Source organism: Novosphingopyxis sp., from assembly GCF_965218915.1.
In the GTDB taxonomy this organism is placed as follows: domain Bacteria; phylum Pseudomonadota; class Alphaproteobacteria; order Sphingomonadales; family Sphingomonadaceae; genus Novosphingopyxis.
The window spans coordinates 1,275,953-1,293,561 of record NZ_OZ244708.1; the positions used below are offsets into that span (position 1 = coordinate 1,275,953).

Here is a 17,609-nt window from a genome sequence, read left to right on the forward strand (position 1 = left end):
TTCTCGCTGAACGGCGATCCGCCGAGCTCGGCGAAGCTGTACGGCTGGTTGATGACGGCGTTGGCCTGTACCGCGTTGTATTTGCCGTAGCTGACCGAAAAATCGGCACTTTGCTGATAAATGAGCGAAAAACCGGAAGACGGAGGGCAGCTTTTGCCGCTATCGATCCGTTAAGGCATGAGGACGTCCGCCCGGACGCCGCCCGCGGAGCAAGAATTATTGGCCTATCTGCATGCGATCGGAACGGCCGTTCCCGAGACGATCCTGAAACAAAGCGACGTCATGGCGATCCTCGAAGCCGGGCGGGGCAGCCCGATGCCGGAGCGCATGGAGGCGATCCTCTTCAATACCGGGATCGCGCAGCGTCACATCGCGCGGCCGGTGGATTTCTATATGGGGCCGCGCAGCTGGCCCGAGCGGGCGCATGTTTACGAGGAGGTCGGTAGCGATCTGTTCAAGCGCGCGGCGGAGGAGGCGCTCGCTGCGGCCGGGCTGGCCCCGGCTGACATCGACACGATCCTGTTCGTCTCGACCACCGGCACGATGACGCCCAGCCTGCCGAGCCGGATGATCGCCGAGATGGGATTTTGGCCGGGCACGCGCACGGTGCCGCTGTTCGGCCATGGCTGCGCGGGCGGGGTGACCGGTCTGTCGATCGCGGCCGACCTCACGCCGCCGGGCAAGCGGACGTTGTTCGTGGCGATGGAACTGTGCAGCCTGGCTTACGACCATCAGCGCATGGACAAAAAGGACGTGATCGCCGCCGCGCTGTTCGCCGATGGCTGCGCCGCGGCGGTGCTGTCGGGCGACGGGCCCGGCGCCGCGCTCGGCGATTTCGTCCAGCGCGTGTGGCCGGACACGATCGACATGATGGGTTGGGAGATCGGCGACACCGGCTTCGACCTGGTGCTGGCGAAGGATATTCCCGCCTTCGTGGCCCGGGAATTCGCGCCGATGTGCGATGCGTTTTTGGCAGAGCAAGGTCTCGCGCTGACCGATCTGGGCGAGCCGGCCTGTCACCCGGGCGGCGGCCGCGTCGTCGATGCGCTGGCGGAGTATTTCATGCCCGGCTTACAGTCTGTATCGGCGGCGCTGCCCGCCACCCGCGTCGTGCTGCAGGATTATGGCAATATGTCCTCGCCCACCATATTGTTCGTGCTTCGGCGTTTGCTGGACGACAAGCCGACCAAACCGTTTCTCGTCACCGCGCTCGGCCCCGGCTTCACCGGCGCGATCGGAGTAGTGCGGCCATGACCCCGCTGCTCGAATGGCCGGTCTGGGCGCTGGTCCTGATCGCCTATGTCTTCGCGCAGCGCATCTTCGAGCTGGCGGTCGCGCAGCGCAACACCAAACGGCTCATTAAAGAGGGCGGGGAAGAGTTCGGGCGGCGGGGCTATCCGCTGTTCATCGCACTGCATACGGCGTGGCTGGTAGCGATCGTGGCGCTCGCCGTGCCGCCCGCGCAGCCCGATCCGGCGTTGCTGCTACCGTTCGTCGCCGTGCAGGGCCTGCGCTACTGGGCGTTGCTGACGCTCGGCCGCTGGTGGACGACCCGCCTGATCAGCTCGCCCGACTTCCCCCGCATTCGCAAGGGGCCATACCGGCTGTTTGCGCACCCCAATTATGTGGTGGTGGTGCTGGAGATTGCGCTGGTCCCGCTGATCCTGCACGAGCTTAGCGTGGCGATCGTCTTCTCGATCCTCAACGCGATGCTGCTGTTCTGGCGCATCCGCATGGAGAACCGCGTGCTGGCGATGCGCGGGAATTCGGCCGGCTAACTCCCTGGACGGCGGTTATTTTCGGCCGCGTCGTTTTCGGGATTGCCGAATCGGCGTTTCCGGGGAATAGGCGAATTCGGGAGCCGCCCAAAGGTTGGGCGGACGGGGGCCCTGACATTTCGAGTACGTACGGGCCCATGGGGGATGATTGCCCGTGAAACAGAACCGCTTTTTTCTACTTCGCAGCTCGCTGATCCTGGCGAGCAGTGTGTCCGCCATTGCGCTGGCGAGCCCGGTTTGGGCTGATGATACGGCCGAGTGTAACGTCGACAACGGACCGGACGGTATTCCGTCAACTGGCGACGAAGAGTTGATGACGCTCGAATGCGGCGAAGGCTCGGACGCATCTGCAGCGGACGCCACGGCCATCGGTGCGCTCTCTACGGCAAGCGGTATCAATTCCACCGCTATCGGTACGGCTTCGACGGCTTCGGGAGAAGTCAGCACATCGGTGGGCGTGTTTTCGACCGCGACCGACTATGGCGCAACCGCCATGGGTTTCGAGTCCCATGCAACCGGGCAATACGCAACCGCGATCGGCACGTTCGCCAATGCGGTGGGAACCGACAGCACGGTTGTAGGGGCAAACGCCTATGGTGGGCAGGAGGGCTCGACGGCGTTCGGTTCCGGTGCGAGCGCTTTCGACACAGGGAGCCTGGCCATTAGGCGGAATGCGCAGGCCACAGGTACCAGTGCCAGCGCTGTTGGCGACCAGTCGATGGCCAAAGGCGATTTCGCCTTGGCTCTGGGCAGCAATACGGTAGCTACCGGTTTCTATTCGATGGCTATCGGCTCTGACGCTGAAGCAAATAATACAGATACACTTGCTGTCGGCTCATTATCATTCGCAGGCGGTAAAAGATCTTCAGCGATTGGCAACCTTTCCGAAGCCATAGGTATTGGCAGTACCGCAATTGGCACTGCCAGCTCGGCAACAGGTAAAAATTCCGTTGCGCTCGGCACGAATTCCGTTGCCTTTCGCGACAATACAGTTTCGGTGGGCGATTTCTTTATGGCGCGTCAGATCACCAATGTAGCGCCGGGTACCGAGGATAGCGACGCGGTCAACGTCGAGCAGTTGAACAATGCTCTATTGGAAATGGGCGATGGCGATCATGACAGTGTAGGCGTTGATAGCACCGCTATCGGTACAGGCGCGACCGCAGGGATTAATTCTACCGCCGTCGGCGACAATAGCGGCGCTATATCGTTTGACACTGTTGCCGTCGGAGCAAATGCGCAAGCCACAGAATCCTATTCTACTGCTGTGGGTTCGAGCACCGGAGCGACAGGCCGGTTCTCAACCGCTCTCGGTTATTTCGCGGAAGCTACTGGTTCAGACGCTGCGGCAATCGGCTCTTATAGTCAGGCAATAGCGGCAGGTTCTATAGCCCTGGGAAGCTATTCCGTTGCGTATCGTAGCAACACGGTTTCTGTAGGTAACATCAATGCGGAGCGTCAGATCACGAATGTTGCGGCCGGTACCGAAAATACCGATGCGGTCAACGTCGAACAGCTTTATAACGCAATTGCCGATATTCCCCTACTCGACGTCAACGATCATGATGGTGATAATCTTTTTACGACTCAAGTCGGCACAGATGCCCGGGCTGAAGAAATTCTTTCTACAGCTCTGGGTGATAATGCACGGGCAGTAGGATATGGTTCATCGGCTATAGGTTCTGGATCACAGGCCGGTGACTTGGCCACGGCCGTTGGCGAATCCTCCCTTGCATCTGGATATGCCTCGGTTGCGGTCAGCAATTATTCTAGCGCTACCGGAAATAGTTCTATTGCAATAGGATACGACGCCTATGCCAGCGGCACGGCTGCGATAGCCTTGGGGTCGGCCGCTTCCGCCACCGGCATCGAAAGCATAGCTTTGGGCGGTGGCGCCATTGCCAATGCCGAGAATTCGATTGCTTTAGGCGCCAACTCCTTCGCCGATCGTGATAACACCGTCTCCGTTGGCGACATCGGCGCAGAGCGGCAGGTCACGAATGTCGCGGCGGGGACGCAGGAGACCGACGCCGTCAATCTGGGGCAGTTGAACACGGTGGCCACGGCGGCGGCCAATGCGCAATCGACCGCGGACCGGGCGCTCGCCGCGTCCGGCGGCGCGGCCGGCAATGCGGCGGCGGCGCTTTCCGCGGCCAATAATGCGCAGTCGACCGCCGATCGGGCCATCGGCGATGCGGCTTCTGCTCAAGGGACCGCCGATCGCGCCATAGCCGACGCCGCGAACGCCCAGGGCACGGCGGACCAGGCGATCGTCGCTGCCGCTGCCGCGCAGGGCACGGCGGATACCGCGCTGACCCAATCGAGCACCGCGCTCGCCAACAGCAACCAGGCGCTGGCGGCGACGGCGGCGCTCGAACAGGACAGCCGCTATACGGAGGTGAACAGCACCGGCGCTTCGGCCTCGGCCACGGGCGAGGAGGCGGTGGCGTTCGGCGCCGGGACCGACGCCAGCGGCGTGCAATCGGTGGCGATCGGCTTCGGGGCGCTCGCTTCGGGTCCGCAATCGGTGGCGATGGGTGCCGGCGCCAAGGCGGCGGACGGGCAGGCCGTCTCGATCGGGGCCGGAAACATCGCCTCGGGCAACGGCGCGGTGGCTATCGGCGATCCGAACGTGGCGACCGGAACCGGCGCGGTGGCGTTGGGGGCCGACAACACCGCCACCGGCACCGGCGCGGTGGCGATCGGCAACGCCAACAGCGCGGTCGGCAACGGCGCGGTGGCGCTGGGCAACGGGGCGAGCGCCACCGGCAACGGCGCGGTCGCGATCGGTCCGGGGGCCGAAGCGGTGCGCGACAATATGATCGCCATCGGCGGCGAGGACGCGACCTATCAGCTGCGCGGCGTCACCTCGGCGGACAGCAACGCCGCGCAGGAGGGCGCGCTGCGTCTGCTGACCAGCGATTTGGCGGGCAATCTGGGCACTTCGTCGCTCGATGTGGGCATGCTGCAGGGTATCGACGGACGCGTGTCGGCGCTCGACGGGCGTGTCGCGGCGCTCGACGGACGCGTGAGCGCGCTCGAAGGCCGGTCGCTGGCGATCGACCGGCGGTTCAACCAGCTGGAGGGCGGCATCGCCGCCTCGGTCGCGCTGGGCGGCACCACGATCGTGCCCGACAGCAACGTCTCGGTGTCGTTCAACCTCTCGACCTATCAGGGCGAGCAGGGTTTTTCCGGGGCGCTGACCGGCCGCGTGGCGGAGAAGGTGTATGTCTCCGGCGGCGTCGCCAGCTCGACCGCCAAGGGCACCACCACCGGCCGGGTGGGCGTGCATTTCGGCCTCTGACCGCAGCGTAACCAAAGGCGGGCGGCGGTCTTCAAGGGGCCGCCGCCCTGAATGTGTTTTAAGTACAGCAAGGAAATATCGTTCGTCACCCCAGCGAAAGCTGGGGTCTCGGGCCGGATTGCCAAGACGCCCGAGATGCCAACTTTCGCTGGCATGACGAACATGAGAGCGATTTTGCAATCGTTGCGATCAGATTATTTCAGTCGATACACATGGTAGCTCTTGCCGTCCCAACTCGCCGATCCCGTCAGCCGGTAATGGCGTCGCAGCGATTGCAGCACGGCATCGCGCGTGGCCATGTTCGTCACGCCCGGTCGCGGCTTGGCGGCGATCACGATCGCTTGCGGACGGGCGGCGAGGATGCGCCGAGTCTCGGCCAGCGGATCGACCGGCAGCGCATTCATCTCCTTGCGATTGTCGAGATGGCTGGGAAAGACGAACGCCGTCGGCCGGCATGCGTCGTCGATATTGTAGAGCCGCGTCGGCCCTTCATAGACGAACAGACAGGCACCGGGGCCGACGCCCGTATGCTGCACGATGGCATCGAGATCGCGGGTCGAGCGGTTGTCGGCGGACGCGATCCCGCCGATCGCCACCACCACCGCGGGAGCCAGCGCGAGCGAGGCCAGCGCCGTCCGTCCGCGGCCCTCGAACGCCGGCGCGGCGGCGATGGCGAGCGGCGCGACGAGCGGCAACGCGTAATGAACATAATAGCCACCGAAGACGAGAAAGCCCGTGACCGCGGCGATCGCCCAGTTGCGCAGGAAATCGCGCGATGGATGGTTCGATCGGCGGCGGCAGGCGATCACCGCGCACAGGATCAGTGGCGACAGGATCGCACCGATACCGGCGAGACGGCCGAGCGCCCAGCCGAGCGGCTCGCTGCGCCCGAAGATCGACAGGAAGTTGGCGTAGACGAAGGCCTCGCCGTGGCCGAGCGCGGCATAGACGGCCAGCGCCAGCATGGTCGGTGCCAGCCCCGCCGAAGCCCAGGCCGCGCCCCAGCGCAGCGTCTGTCCCTGCGGGCGCCCGTTGCGACGCGTCGCGTGCATCAGCGTGAGGCCCAGGAATACGCCCTCGAACATGGCGGTGTATTTGATCTGAATCGCCAGTCCGCACAGCACCATCGCGCCCAGCCCGAGCAGTAAGAGGCGCCGGGGCGGAGCGGCGGGATCTTCGATGGCCTTGAGGGCGAGGAGCGCGGCGGCGGTGACCGGAAGATTGTAGAACAGCGGCGATTGTCCGCCCTCGCCGCCGAGCGCGCAGGTGTAGAGCAGATAGGCGATGCCCGCGAGCGGTGCGGCGCGGCGCGCTCCGGCGTGCCGCGCCAGCCGGATCGCCAGAAAGGCGGTCAGCGCCGCGCAGGCGCTGGCCATGATCTGCGCCGCCAGCGTGGAGCTGCCGAGCAGATGCGCGGCGGCATAGATCAGGAACAGGCCGATCGGCTTGCGGTCCCAGATATCGACGAAGGGCAGCGCGCCATCCCACATCGCGCCGCCGACCTGGAGATAGAATTGCTCGTCCTGCGTGCCCGTGGCGCCGAAGGTCCATAGCCGGAGTGCGAAAGCGGCGATGGTCATCCAGAACAGCTGGCCTGCAGGCGAATGCAGCGCGAGAAGCATGCTGCCGAAGCGGCGCGTATCGCTGATCGTCGTCGAGCTGAGAGGCGGCATCTGCGTTTCCCGGCATGTCACCCACAGGATGCCCCGACCCGCGCAGAAGAGGCGTTGACCGGAAGCGCCAATGCCGTTAAGGGGCGCGCTTCCATCTGCTGCCTGCTAGGGCAGTGCCCATATGGAAGCAAGCCACATCGGCTGACGACAAGCGCGCATGGGGCGGGCGGATCAACGGGCTGGCCCCGCCGTCACCACACGCTGCCATGCGTTCAAGTAACCGCCGCCAGGCTTCGGAAGACGACGCTGAACCCAGCGTTTCCGCCCGAATGCCAGGCTGATGAAAAAGTACAAGGTGAAGCATTTATGCCGACTATCAACCAGCTGATCCGCAAGGGTCGCGTTCCGCAGAAGGCCAAGTCCAAGGTCCCTGCGATGGAGCAGAACCCGCAGAAGCGCGGCGTCTGCACGCGCGTCTACACGACGACGCCGAAAAAGCCGAACTCGGCTCTGCGCAAGGTGGCCAAGGTGCGCCTGACCAACCAGCGCGAAGTCATCTCCTACATCCCGGGCGAGGGCCACAACCTGCAGGAGCACAGCGTCGTGCTGATCCGCGGCGGCCGCGTGCGCGACCTTCCGGGCGTGCGCTACCACGTCCTGCGCGGCGTGCTCGATACGCAAGGGGTCAAGGACCGCAAGCAGAGCCGTTCGAAATACGGCGCCAAGCGTCCGAAGTAAGGCTTTTTCGTTTTCCTTCGTCATTCCCGCGAAAGCGGGAAACCATCATCGGGTCTGCGATCAAGGTCGAACCCCAAGGTGATGGATCTCCGCTTTCGCGGGGATGACGAGCCAGAGATCAGGAGTAATTCCACATGTCACGTCGTCGTCGCCCCGAAAAGCGCGAGATCCTTCCCGACCCGAAGTTCGGGGATGTGGTCCTTTCCAAATTCATGAACAACCTGATGTACGACGGCAAGAAATCCGCCGCCGAACGCATCGTCTATGGCGCTCTCGATACCGTCGAGGCGCGCGCCAAGAGCGATCCGATCCAGATGTTCCACGATGCATTGAACAACATCAAGCCCGGCATCGAGGTTCGCAGCCGCCGCGTCGGCGGTGCCACCTATCAGGTTCCCGTCGAGGTGCGTCCCGAGCGCGCCCAGGCGCTGGCCATTCGCTGGCTGATCTCGGCCGCGCGCGGCCGCAGCGAGACTACCATGGCCGCCCGCCTGTCCGGCGAGCTGATGGACGCCGCCAACAACCGCGGCAATGCGGTGAAGAAGCGCGAGGACACGCATCGGATGGCCGAAGCCAACCGCGCCTTCTCACACTATCGCTGGTAACATTTTGGCGATTATGTACCTTGCAAACCCTGTCGGATGGAAATTCAGAAACGGCATGGCTCCGCCTTTCTTTGTCCGTCATGCCGGCGAAAGGGCACCCAACAAAGTAGTACTTTGTTGGGACCCGGAAAGGGCACCCAACAAAGTACTACTTTGTTGGGACCCGGAAAGCTGGCATCTCAGGCCTTTGGCGATCCCGCCCGAGACCCCAGCTTTCGCTGGGGTGACGAAAAAGGAAACGGGTTTGCAAAGTACATAATCGCCAACATTTTAGCCCTCTCCCGCCGGGAGAGGGCAACGAGATTTGGCGGCTTGCCGCCTAGTCGCAGTAGGTGAGGGTCACTTGTCCCAGAGCCCTTACAAGACTTGGCTAGGCGGCAAGCTGCCAAGCCAAGTCTTTCTCTCCCGATGGGAGAGATGATTAGAATCAAGCGGGAGAGGGGCTGGCCAAGACCGGCCCCTCTTCCTATATCGCCCCCGAAATCGAACACCAACACTCGACACCCCAATCAGACATCCCCTGGAGTAGCCATCATGGCCCGCGACTATCCGCTCGAAAAATACCGCAATATCGGCATCATGGCGCATATCGACGCCGGCAAGACCACGACCACCGAGCGGATCCTGTTCTACACCGGCAAATCGTACAAGATCGGCGAAGTCCATGACGGCGCCGCGACGATGGACTGGATGGAGCAGGAGCAGGAGCGCGGCATCACGATCACGTCCGCCGCGACCACCTGTTTTTGGAACGATCATCGCATCAACATTATCGACACCCCGGGGCACGTCGATTTCACGATCGAGGTCGAGCGCAGCTTGCGCGTACTCGATGGAGCGGTTGCGTGCTTCGACGGCGTGGCCGGCGTTGAGCCGCAGTCCGAGACGGTGTGGCGCCAGGCGGACAAGTATAAAGTGCCGCGCATGTGCTTCATCAACAAGCTCGACCGTACGGGCGCGAACTTCGAATTCTGCGTGCAGTCGATCATCGATCGGCTGGGCGCCAAGCCGGCCGTGCTCTATATCCCGATCGGCATCGAGGCCGAGCTCAAGGGCCTCGTCGATCTCGTTCACAACCGCGGCATCGTCTGGAAGGACGAGGACCTCGGCGCGGAATTCGAATATATCGATATTCCGGACGACCTGAAGGAAAAGGCCGCCGAATATCGCGAACGCCTGATCGAACTCGCCGTCGAGCAGGACGACGATGCGATGGAAGCCTATCTGGAGGGCAACGAGCCCGACGCCGATACGCTGAAGGCGCTGATCCGCAAGGGCACGCTGGCGCAGGCGTTCGTGCCAGTGCTGTGCGGCTCTGCGTTCAAGAACAAGGGCGTGCAGCCGCTGCTCGACGCGGTGGTCGACTATCTGCCGAGCCCGCTCGACGTGCCGGCGATCAAGGGCGTGTTGCCCGATACCGACACCGAGGACAGCCGCGCGTCGAGCGACGAGGCGCCGTTCAGCGCGCTGGCGTTCAAGATCATGAACGATCCGTTCGTGGGCACGCTGACCTTTGCGCGCATCTATTCCGGCGTGCTGGAGAAGGGCACCGTGCTCAACTCCGTCAAGGACAAGAAGGAAAAGATCGGCCGCATGCTGCTGATGCACGCGAACAACCGCGAGGATATCGACGCAGCCTATGCCGGCGACATCGTCGCCATCGCGGGCCTCAAGGAGACCACCACCGGCGACACGCTGTGCGCATCGAACAAGCCTATCATTCTGGAGCGGATGGAATTCCCCGATCCGGTGATAGAGCTTTCGGTGGAGCCCAAGACCAAGGCCGATCAGGAGAAGATGGGCGTTGCGCTCAACCGGCTCGCCGCCGAGGATCCTAGCTTCCGCGTTTCGACCGATCACGAATCGGGTCAGACGATCATCAAGGGCATGGGGGAGCTTCACCTCGACATCCTGGTCGATCGCATGAAGCGCGAATTCAAGGTCGAGGCCAATGTCGGCGCGCCGCAGGTGGCGTATCGCGAGAGCCTGAAGCGCGAGGTCGAGGTCGATTACACCCACAAAAAGCAGTCGGGCGGCTCCGGCCAGTTCGGCCGCGTCAAGGTGGTGGTCACCCCGGGCGAGCGCGGCCAGGGCATCAACTTCATCGATGAGGTCAAGGGCGGTAATATTCCCAAGGAATATATCCCATCGGTCGAGAAGGGCATGCGCGAAACCGCCGAGACCGGTTCGATGATCGGCTTCCCGATCATCGATTTCGACATCCGCCTGATCGACGGCCAGTATCACGACGTCGATTCCTCGGCGCTGGCGTTCGAAATCTGTGCGCGCGGCGCGATGCGCGAAGTGGCGCAGAAATCGGGCATCAAGCTGCTCGAGCCGGTGATGAAGGTCGAGGTTATCACGCCGGAGGAATATCTCGGCGACGTGATCGGCGATCTCAACTCGCGGCGTGGGCAGATTCAGGGCACCGAAGTGCGTGGTATCGCGCAGGCGGTGGAAGCGATGGTGCCGCTCGCGAATATGTTCGGATACGTTAACCAGCTTCGTTCGTTCTCCCAAGGACGCGCACAGTACAGCATGCAATTCTCTCATTATGAGGAAGTGCCGCAGAATGTTGCCGACGAGGTGAAAGAGAAGCTGGCCTAAGGCGTCCGGATAAGCTATCGGGCACGCTTTCGCGCTCGGCAGCTGGTTCTACGAACCGTTGCCTGGAGGGCGCGCAGCCGAGTTTAAGACTGTTGACTTGGGTTCAGAGGGTCGCCAATGCGCGGCGCTTTACGGCCCGGCAGATGACATTGCAGAAGAAGGTAGGGTAAAATGGCAAAAGCAAAATTCGAGCGGAACAAGCCGCATGTGAACGTCGGCACCATCGGCCACGTCGATCATGGCAAGACCACGCTGACCGCGGCGATCACCAAGGTGATGGCTGAGATCAACGGCGGCGCGGCCGTTGACTTTGCGAACATCGACAAGGCTCCCGAAGAGCGCGAGCGCGGCATCACCATCTCGACGGCGCACGTCGAATATGAAACCGGCGAGCGTCATTATGCGCACGTCGATTGCCCGGGCCATGCCGATTATGTGAAGAACATGATCACCGGTGCCGCCCAGATGGACGGCGCGATCCTGGTGGTGAACGCTGCTGACGGGCCGATGCCGCAGACCCGCGAGCATATCCTGCTCGCCAAACAGGTCGGCGTGCCGGCGATGGTCGTGTTCATGAACAAGGTCGACCAGGTCGACGACGAAGAGCTGCTCGAGCTGGTCGAGCTGGAAATCCGCGAGCTGCTCTCCAGCTACGAATTCCCGGGCGACGACATTCCGATCATCGCCGGTTCGGCGCTTGCCGCGCTCGAAGGGCGCGACGACAATATCGGCAAGGACAAGATCATCGAGCTGATGGATGCGGTCGACAGCTACATCCCGAAGCCCGACCGTCCGGTCGACAAGGACTTCCTGATGCCGATCGAGGACGTGTTCTCGATCTCGGGCCGTGGCACCGTGGTCACAGGCCGCGTCGAGACCGGCGTCGTGAATGTCGGCGACGAAGTTTCGATCGTGGGTATCAAGGATACGGTCAAGACCATCGTGACCGGCGTGGAAATGTTCCGCAAGCTGCTCGATCGCGGCGAAGCCGGTGACAATATCGGTGCGTTGCTGCGCGGCACCGCGCGTGACGATGTCGAGCGCGGCCAGGTTCTGGCCAAGCCCGGTTCGATCACGCCGCACACCGAGTTCGATGCCGAGGTCTATGTGCTGTCGAAAGACGAAGGTGGCCGTCACACGCCGTTCTTCGCCAATTATCGTCCGCAGTTCTACTTCCGCACCACCGACGTGACCGGCGAAGTCATCCTCCCCGAGGGCACCGAGATGGTCATGCCGGGCGACAACGTGACGATCGGCGTCAAGCTGATCGCCCCGATCGCCATGGACGAAGGTCTGCGGTTCGCAATCCGTGAAGGCGGCCGTACGGTCGGCGCAGGGGTTGTCAGCACCATCAAGGTATAATAGGAGACGCGCAGCCGCCCGGCTCACTGATTCGGGCGGCTCGCTATTTTAAGCCGCCCCGGCTTTTCCCAAGGGATTTTCGGGGCGGTTTGTTTTTTCCTCCTTCGCTCCTCCGGAGCTACGGCGGACAAGGCTTTAACGAGTAGGTTTCAAGTGCCTACGTCCGGGGTCAGGTGGGCTTGCCCGCCGAAGCTTCAGCGTAGGCGGGCTCTTTCGCATCGGTAGTGTTTGGACGTTATGGAAACGCAGAATATTCGCATTCGCCTCAAGGCCTTTGATCACCGTGTGCTCGATCAGGCGACGGGCGACATCGCCGATACTGCGCGGCGCACCGGCGCGCTGATCCGTGGCCCCATTCCGCTGCCGACGCGGATCGAGAAGTTCACGGTCAACCGCGGCCCGCATGTCGACAAGAAGTCGCGCGAGCAATTCGAGGTTCGCACCTACAAGCGGCTGCTCGATATCGTGCAGCCCACGCCGCAAACGGTCGACGCGCTGATGAAGCTCGATCTGGCCGCCGGTGTGAATGTGGAAATCAAATTGGCTTAAGCCAATTTGCCGTGAGCCCCGGACTTGATCCGGGGTCGCCATCGTCATCGCTCAGCGTTGCGCGATGAGATTCCAGCTTTCGCTGGAATGACGAAAAATTGGAGAGCTCCGGCTTTCCTGATGAATTTCCGAGAGCCTGGCTCTCGACCGAACGAGGCCCCGGATCAGCTCCGGGGCGACGACCGAAAAGGCGAAGCCATTTCGATCTTGGGATACCGCCGGCACTGTCCGGGTCCGCGTCCCCCGTCCCGCTTCACGGCGCTTCCGCGCGCGGTGGAGCAATCAGCCCGGACGGGGCGACGTTACGAAAAATTTGGGCTGAACAGGGCTCGTCGACATGGTTCGGCTGGTCCGCATGCCTTTCGGGAATGGTCCCGGCAGGCCTCTGTTTGAAGGAGCATGATCATGCGCACTGGCGTGATCGCGAAAAAGATGGGAATGACCCGCCTCTTCCAAGAGGACGGCCAGCATGTGCCGGTCACCGTCTTGTCGCTGGAAAATTGTCAGGTCGTCGGCGAGCGCCGCGAAGAGCGGGACGGCTATTATGCCGTCGCCCTCGGCGCGGGCGAGCGCAAGGCGAAGAACGTCGCCAAGCCGCAGCGCGAGCAGTTCGCCAAGGCCGAAGTGACGCCCAAGGCCCGTGTCGTGGAATTCCGCGTCGACGGCGAGGACGGTTTGCTGCCGGTCGGCGCGACCGTGACGGCGGATCATTTCGTCGCCGGCCAAATGGTCGACATTCAGGGCCGCACGCAGGGCAAGGGTTTTGCCGGTGCCATGAAGCGCCACGGTTTCGGCGGCCTGCGCGCCACGCACGGCGTGTCGCTTTCGCACCGTTCGCACGGTTCCACCGGCAACCGCCAGGATCCGGGCAAGGTTTTCAAGAACAAGAAGATGGCCGGCCATATGGGTGACCGTCTCCGCACCCAGCAGAATCTCGAGATCGTCCGCACCGACAGCGAGCGCGGCCTTATCTTCGTACGCGGCTCGGTGCCGGGTTCGAAGGGCGGTTGGCTGATCGTCAAGGATTCGGTCAAGGTGCCGATGCCCGAGGGGCTTCCGTTTCCCGGCGCGATGAAGCGCAATGCCGACGAGCGCACCCATGAAGAGGCGGGCGCGGGCATGATCGAAAGCGCTGCGGCGCATGAGCGGGCGGCTGGCCCTACCGACGCCGAAATCGCGGCGGCGGCTGCCGAAATGGAAACGAGCCAGAAGCTGCAGGAGCAGGCCGAACTCGATGCCGAAAAAGTCGAAAACCAGCCCACCGACAGCGACAAGCCTGTCGATGGCGAAGACAAGGAGGGCTAAGCCATGAAGCTAAAGGTTCAGACCCTCGACGGCAAAAAGGCCGGCGCCGATATCGAGCTCTCGGACGATGTGTTCGGGCTCGAGCCGCGCGCCGATATCCTACACCGCGTCGTCACCTGGCAGCGCGAAAAGGCACGGGCCACGGCTCGCCCGACGCGCGAGCGCAGCGACGTCGCCCGTACCGGCAAGAAGTTCGGCAAGCAGAAGGGTGGCGGCACCGCCCGGCACGGCGACCGAGCGGCCCCGATCTTCATCGGCGGCGGCAAGGCCCACGGTGCGCGCCTGCGTGACTTCAACCCGTCGCTCAACAAGAAAGTGCGCGCGATGGGCCTGAAAATGGCGCTGAGCGACAAGGCCAAGGCCGACAAGATCATCGTGCTCGACACGCTGGAACTGCAGGACGTCAAGACCAAGGCGCTCAAGAAGCAGGCCGCGGGGCTCGGCTTCGGCAAGCGCGTGCTGGTGATCGACGGCGAGAGCGTGGACGCGGGCTTCAAGAAGGCATCGGCGAACCTGTTCGGCATCGACGTGATGCCCGCGGTCGGCGCCAATGTGTACGACATCCTGAGGGCCGAGACGCTGGTACTGACCCGCGCCGGGGTCGAGAAGCTGGAGGCGCGTTTCGCCCTCCCGGGAGGGGCTGAATAATGGCTAAGGCCAAGGCAAAGGGCGAGATCGACACGCGTCATTACGACGTGATCGTCGCCCCGCACATCACCGAGAAGTCGACGCTTCTGTCGGAAAACAACGCTGTGGTCTTCAAGGTCGCGGGCACCTCCACCAAGCCGCAGATCAAGGCGGCGGTGGAAGCGCTGTTCGACGTTAAGGTGCTGCGCGTGAACACGATGGTCCAGAAGGGCAAGACCAAGCGCTGGAAAGGCCAGCCTTACCGCCGTTCGGACGTCAAGAAGGCCGTTGTGACTTTGGCCGAAGGCCAGTCGATCGACGTGACCACGGGAGTCTGAAATGGCGTTGAAAAGCTATAAACCGACCAGCCCGGCCCGCCGCGGTCTGGTGCTCGTCGACCGGAAGGGCCTGCACAAGGGCGGTCCGGTCAAGGCGCTGACCGAGGGCAAGAAGAAGACCGGTGGCCGCAACAACAAGGGCCATGTCACTTCGCGCGGCATCGGCGGCGGCCACAAGCAGAAATATCGCGTGGTCGATTTCAAGCGTCGCAAATGGGACGTGGAAGCCACCGTCGAGCGTCTGGAATATGATCCCAACCGGTCGGCTTTCATCGCGCTCGTCAAATATGCCGATGGCGAGCTGGCCTATATCCTCGCGCCGCAGCGTCTTAACGTCGGCGATACCATCGTCGCCGGCGAAAAGACCGATACTCAGCCGGGCAACGCGATGCTGCTCGGTCAGATGCCGGTCGGCACGATCTGCCACAATATCGAGATGAAGCCGGGCAAGGGCGGTCAGATCGCACGATCGGCGGGCACTTATGCGCAGCTCGTCGGCCGCGACCGCGGCATGGTGCTGATGCGGCTGAATTCGGGCGAGCAGCGCTACATTCACGGCACCTGCATGGGCACCGTGGGCGCCGTGTCCAACCCGGACAATTCGAACACCACGCTCGCCAAGGCCGGTCGCAACCGCTGGCGCGGCAAGCGCCCGCTGACCCGCGGCGTCGCCAAGAACCCGGTCGATCATCCGCATGGCGGCGGTGAAGGCCGGACCTCGGGCGGCCGCCATCCGGTCACGCCGTGGGGCAAGCCGACCAAGGGTGCGCGCACCCGTGACAAGAAAAAGGCGTCGGACAAGATGATCGTCCGTTCGCGTCATGCGAAGAAGAAGAGGTAATCCATGGCACGTTCCGTTTGGAAAGGCCCGTTCGTCGATCTCTACCTTCTGAAGAAGGCCGAGGACGCGCAGGAAAAATCCAGCCGCACGCCGATCAAGACCTGGTCGCGCCGGTCCACCATATTGCCGCAGTTCGTCGGCCTGACCTTTACCGTTTACAACGGCATGAAGTTCATCCCCGTGTCCGTCAACGAGGACATGGTCGGCCACAAGCTGGGCGAATTCGCACCGACGCGGACCTTCCACGGTCACGGCGCCGACAAGAAGGGCAAGCGCTGATGGGACAGGTCAAGAACCCCCGCCGCGTCGAGGAGAACGAAGCGCTGGCCGTCGGCACGATGGTCAAGGGTTCGCCGCAGAAGCTCAACCTCGTCGCCGGCCTCATCCGTGGTCGCCGCGTCGAGGATGCGATGAACGTGCTGCAATTCTCCAAGAAGGCGATGGCCGAGGACGTGCGCAAGGTGCTCGCTTCCGCGATCGCCAATGCCGAGAACAATCACAATCTGGATGTCGACGCGCTGGTCGTGGCGGAAGCCAGCGTCGGCAAGTCGATCCGTATGAAGCGCTTCCGGGCCCGTGCCCGCGGCCGCGCCAGCCAGATCATCAAACCGTTCAGCCGCATCCGCATCGTGGTGCGCGAGCAGGAAGAGGAGGCCTAATCATGGGTCACAAGAGCAATCCGATCGGCCTGCGCCTCCAGATCAACCGCACCTGGGACAGCCGCTGGTACGCCGAGGGCGACGATTATGGTCGTCTCCTCATGGAGGATCTCAAGATTCGCCAGCACATCATGGCGACGGTACCGCAGGCCGCGATTTCCAAGGTCGTGATCGAGCGCCCGGCCAAACTGTGCCGCGTGTCGGTCTACGCCGCCCGCCCCGGCGTGATCATCGGCAAGAAAGGCGCGGACATCGAGAAGCTGCGCCGCGCGCTCGGCGACATGACCAAGAGCGACGTGTCGCTCAACATCGTCGAAATCCGCAAGCCGGAAGTCGATTCCAAGCTCGTCGCGCAGGGCGTGGCCGATCAGTTGATCCGGCGCATCGCTTTCCGCCGCGCGATGAAGCGCGCCGTGCAGTCCGCGCTGCGCCTGGGTGCCGAAGGTATCAAGATCGTCTGCGCCGGCCGTCTCGGCGGCGCCGAGATCGCGCGCACCGAATGGTATCGCGAAGGCCGCGTGCCGCTGCACACGCTGCGCGCCAACGTCGACTATGCCGAGGCCGAGGCGCTGACCGCTTATGGCATCATCGGCATCAAGGTGTGGATCTTCAAAGGCGAGATTATGGCCCATGATCCGATGGCGACCGATCGGTTGATGATGGAGGCTCAGACCTCCGGTGTCCGCCCGGCTCGTTGAGGTCAGTAACTGGAAAGGTATAGGAGACAATCTCGTTTCATCGTCGCTCCGGACTTGATCCGGAGTCCAAAGCGACAGGGCACTCCCATGCGGCCCTGGATCCCGGATCAAGCCCGGGATGACGGAAAAGAGAGTTCTTCAAGGATAAAACCATGCTGCAACCGAAGAAAATGAAGTATCGCAAGGCCTTCAAGGGCCGGATCAAGGGCAAGGCGCCGGGCGGCTCTACCTTGAATTTCGGTTCCTATGGGCTGAAGGCGATGGAGCCCGAGCGGATCACCGCGCGTCAGATCGAGGCGGCTCGCCGTGCGATCACGCGTCATATCAAGCGCCAGGGGCGTTTGTGGATTCGCATCTTCCCGGACGTTCCGGTGTCGAAGAAACCTGCCGAGGTCCGTCAGGGCAAGGGCAAGGGTTCGGTCGAATATTGGGCTGCCCGCGTGAAACCCGGCCGCATCCTGTTCGAACTGGACGGCGTGGCCGGCCCGCTCGCCGCCGAAGCGTTCGAACGCGCAGCGATGAAGCTGCCGATCAAGACCAAGGTGGTCGCGCGGCTTGGCGACGAATCGCACCTGAAAGGCTGAC

17 protein-coding genes are annotated in these 17,609 nt (G+C 63.1%); 16 read left to right on the plus strand and 1 reads right to left on the minus strand.

What is annotated here, in order from left to right:
- Positions 1-177 precede the first annotated feature (177 nt).
- The 3 genes from ACOQPC_RS05830 to ACOQPC_RS05840 all read left to right on the plus strand — a co-directional run bounded on the left by ACOQPC_RS05830 (position 178) and on the right by ACOQPC_RS05840 (position 5,082).
- Positions 178-1,254: a type III polyketide synthase gene (locus ACOQPC_RS05830; RefSeq protein WP_420607701.1), complete on the plus strand. Its 1,077-nt coding sequence runs from the start codon at positions 178-180 to the stop codon at positions 1,252-1,254.
- On the plus strand, positions 1,251-1,778 hold the full coding sequence (locus ACOQPC_RS05835; protein WP_420607702.1) for an isoprenylcysteine carboxyl methyltransferase family protein: 528 nt from the start codon (positions 1,251-1,253) through the stop codon (positions 1,776-1,778). Before ACOQPC_RS05830 ends, ACOQPC_RS05835 begins: the two co-directional genes overlap by 4 nt.
- A 154-nt stretch (positions 1,779-1,932) precedes the next feature.
- The gene (locus ACOQPC_RS05840; protein WP_420607703.1) at positions 1,933-5,082 is read left to right on the plus strand and encodes a hypothetical protein; all 3,150 of its coding nucleotides are present in this window, start codon (positions 1,933-1,935) and stop codon (positions 5,080-5,082) included.
- Between the two features lie 194 nt (positions 5,083-5,276).
- On the opposite strand, the gene ACOQPC_RS05845 is transcribed toward ACOQPC_RS05840, so the two are convergent.
- Complete coding sequence (locus ACOQPC_RS05845) at positions 5,277-6,755, minus strand: hypothetical protein (protein WP_420607704.1); 1,479 nt, start codon at positions 6,753-6,755, stop codon at positions 5,277-5,279.
- Between the two features lie 306 nt (positions 6,756-7,061).
- On the opposite strand from ACOQPC_RS05845, the gene rpsL reads away from it, so the two are divergent.
- The 13 genes from rpsL to rplP all read left to right on the plus strand — a co-directional run bounded on the left by rpsL (position 7,062) and on the right by rplP (position 17,608).
- Positions 7,062-7,433, plus strand: coding sequence for a 30S ribosomal protein S12 (gene rpsL, locus ACOQPC_RS05850; RefSeq protein WP_187335647.1), 372 nt, complete (start codon positions 7,062-7,064; stop codon positions 7,431-7,433).
- Positions 7,434-7,567: 134 nt separating this feature from the next.
- The gene (gene rpsG, locus ACOQPC_RS05855; RefSeq protein ID WP_420607705.1) at positions 7,568-8,038 is read left to right on the plus strand and encodes a 30S ribosomal protein S7; all 471 of its coding nucleotides are present in this window, start codon (positions 7,568-7,570) and stop codon (positions 8,036-8,038) included.
- 534 nt (positions 8,039-8,572) lie between these two features.
- Positions 8,573-10,645, plus strand: coding sequence for an elongation factor G (fusA, locus tag ACOQPC_RS05860; protein ID WP_420607706.1), 2,073 nt, complete (start codon positions 8,573-8,575; stop codon positions 10,643-10,645).
- Between the two features lie 171 nt (positions 10,646-10,816).
- The gene (gene tuf, locus ACOQPC_RS05865; protein WP_420607707.1) at positions 10,817-12,007 is read left to right on the plus strand and encodes an elongation factor Tu; all 1,191 of its coding nucleotides are present in this window, start codon (positions 10,817-10,819) and stop codon (positions 12,005-12,007) included.
- Positions 12,008-12,244: 237 nt separating this feature from the next.
- The gene (gene rpsJ / locus ACOQPC_RS05870; RefSeq protein ID WP_022672862.1) at positions 12,245-12,556 is read left to right on the plus strand and encodes a 30S ribosomal protein S10; all 312 of its coding nucleotides are present in this window, start codon (positions 12,245-12,247) and stop codon (positions 12,554-12,556) included.
- 405 nt (positions 12,557-12,961) lie between these two features.
- Complete coding sequence (gene rplC, locus ACOQPC_RS05875; protein ID WP_420608081.1) at positions 12,962-13,861, plus strand: 50S ribosomal protein L3; 900 nt, start codon at positions 12,962-12,964, stop codon at positions 13,859-13,861.
- 3 nt (positions 13,862-13,864) lie between these two features.
- Positions 13,865-14,509 carry a 50S ribosomal protein L4 gene (gene rplD / locus ACOQPC_RS05880; protein WP_420607708.1) on the plus strand — a complete coding sequence of 215 codons (645 nt, stop codon included), beginning with the start codon at positions 13,865-13,867 and terminating at the stop codon, positions 14,507-14,509.
- On the plus strand, positions 14,509-14,826 hold the full coding sequence (locus ACOQPC_RS05885) for a 50S ribosomal protein L23 (protein WP_420607709.1): 318 nt from the start codon (positions 14,509-14,511) through the stop codon (positions 14,824-14,826). The genes rplD and ACOQPC_RS05885 overlap by 1 nt, the downstream gene beginning before the upstream one ends.
- Position 14,827: 1 nt before the next feature.
- On the plus strand, positions 14,828-15,667 hold the full coding sequence (gene rplB / locus ACOQPC_RS05890) for a 50S ribosomal protein L2 (protein WP_420607710.1): 840 nt from the start codon (positions 14,828-14,830) through the stop codon (positions 15,665-15,667).
- Between the two features lie 3 nt (positions 15,668-15,670).
- A complete protein-coding gene (gene rpsS, locus ACOQPC_RS05895) occupies positions 15,671-15,946 on the plus strand; it encodes a 30S ribosomal protein S19 (RefSeq protein ID WP_420607711.1) in 276 nt (91 codons plus the stop codon).
- Positions 15,946-16,326, plus strand: coding sequence for a 50S ribosomal protein L22 (gene rplV / locus ACOQPC_RS05900; protein WP_420607712.1), 381 nt, complete (start codon positions 15,946-15,948; stop codon positions 16,324-16,326). The genes rpsS and rplV overlap by 1 nt, the downstream gene beginning before the upstream one ends.
- A gap of 2 nt (positions 16,327-16,328) precedes the next feature.
- A complete protein-coding gene (gene rpsC, locus ACOQPC_RS05905) occupies positions 16,329-17,024 on the plus strand; it encodes a 30S ribosomal protein S3 (RefSeq protein ID WP_420607713.1) in 696 nt (231 codons plus the stop codon).
- A gap of 152 nt (positions 17,025-17,176) precedes the next feature.
- Positions 17,177-17,608, plus strand: a complete 432-nt coding sequence (rplP, locus tag ACOQPC_RS05910; RefSeq protein WP_420607714.1) for a 50S ribosomal protein L16 — start codon at positions 17,177-17,179, stop codon at positions 17,606-17,608.
- The last annotated feature ends 1 nt before the right edge of the window (position 17,609 follow it).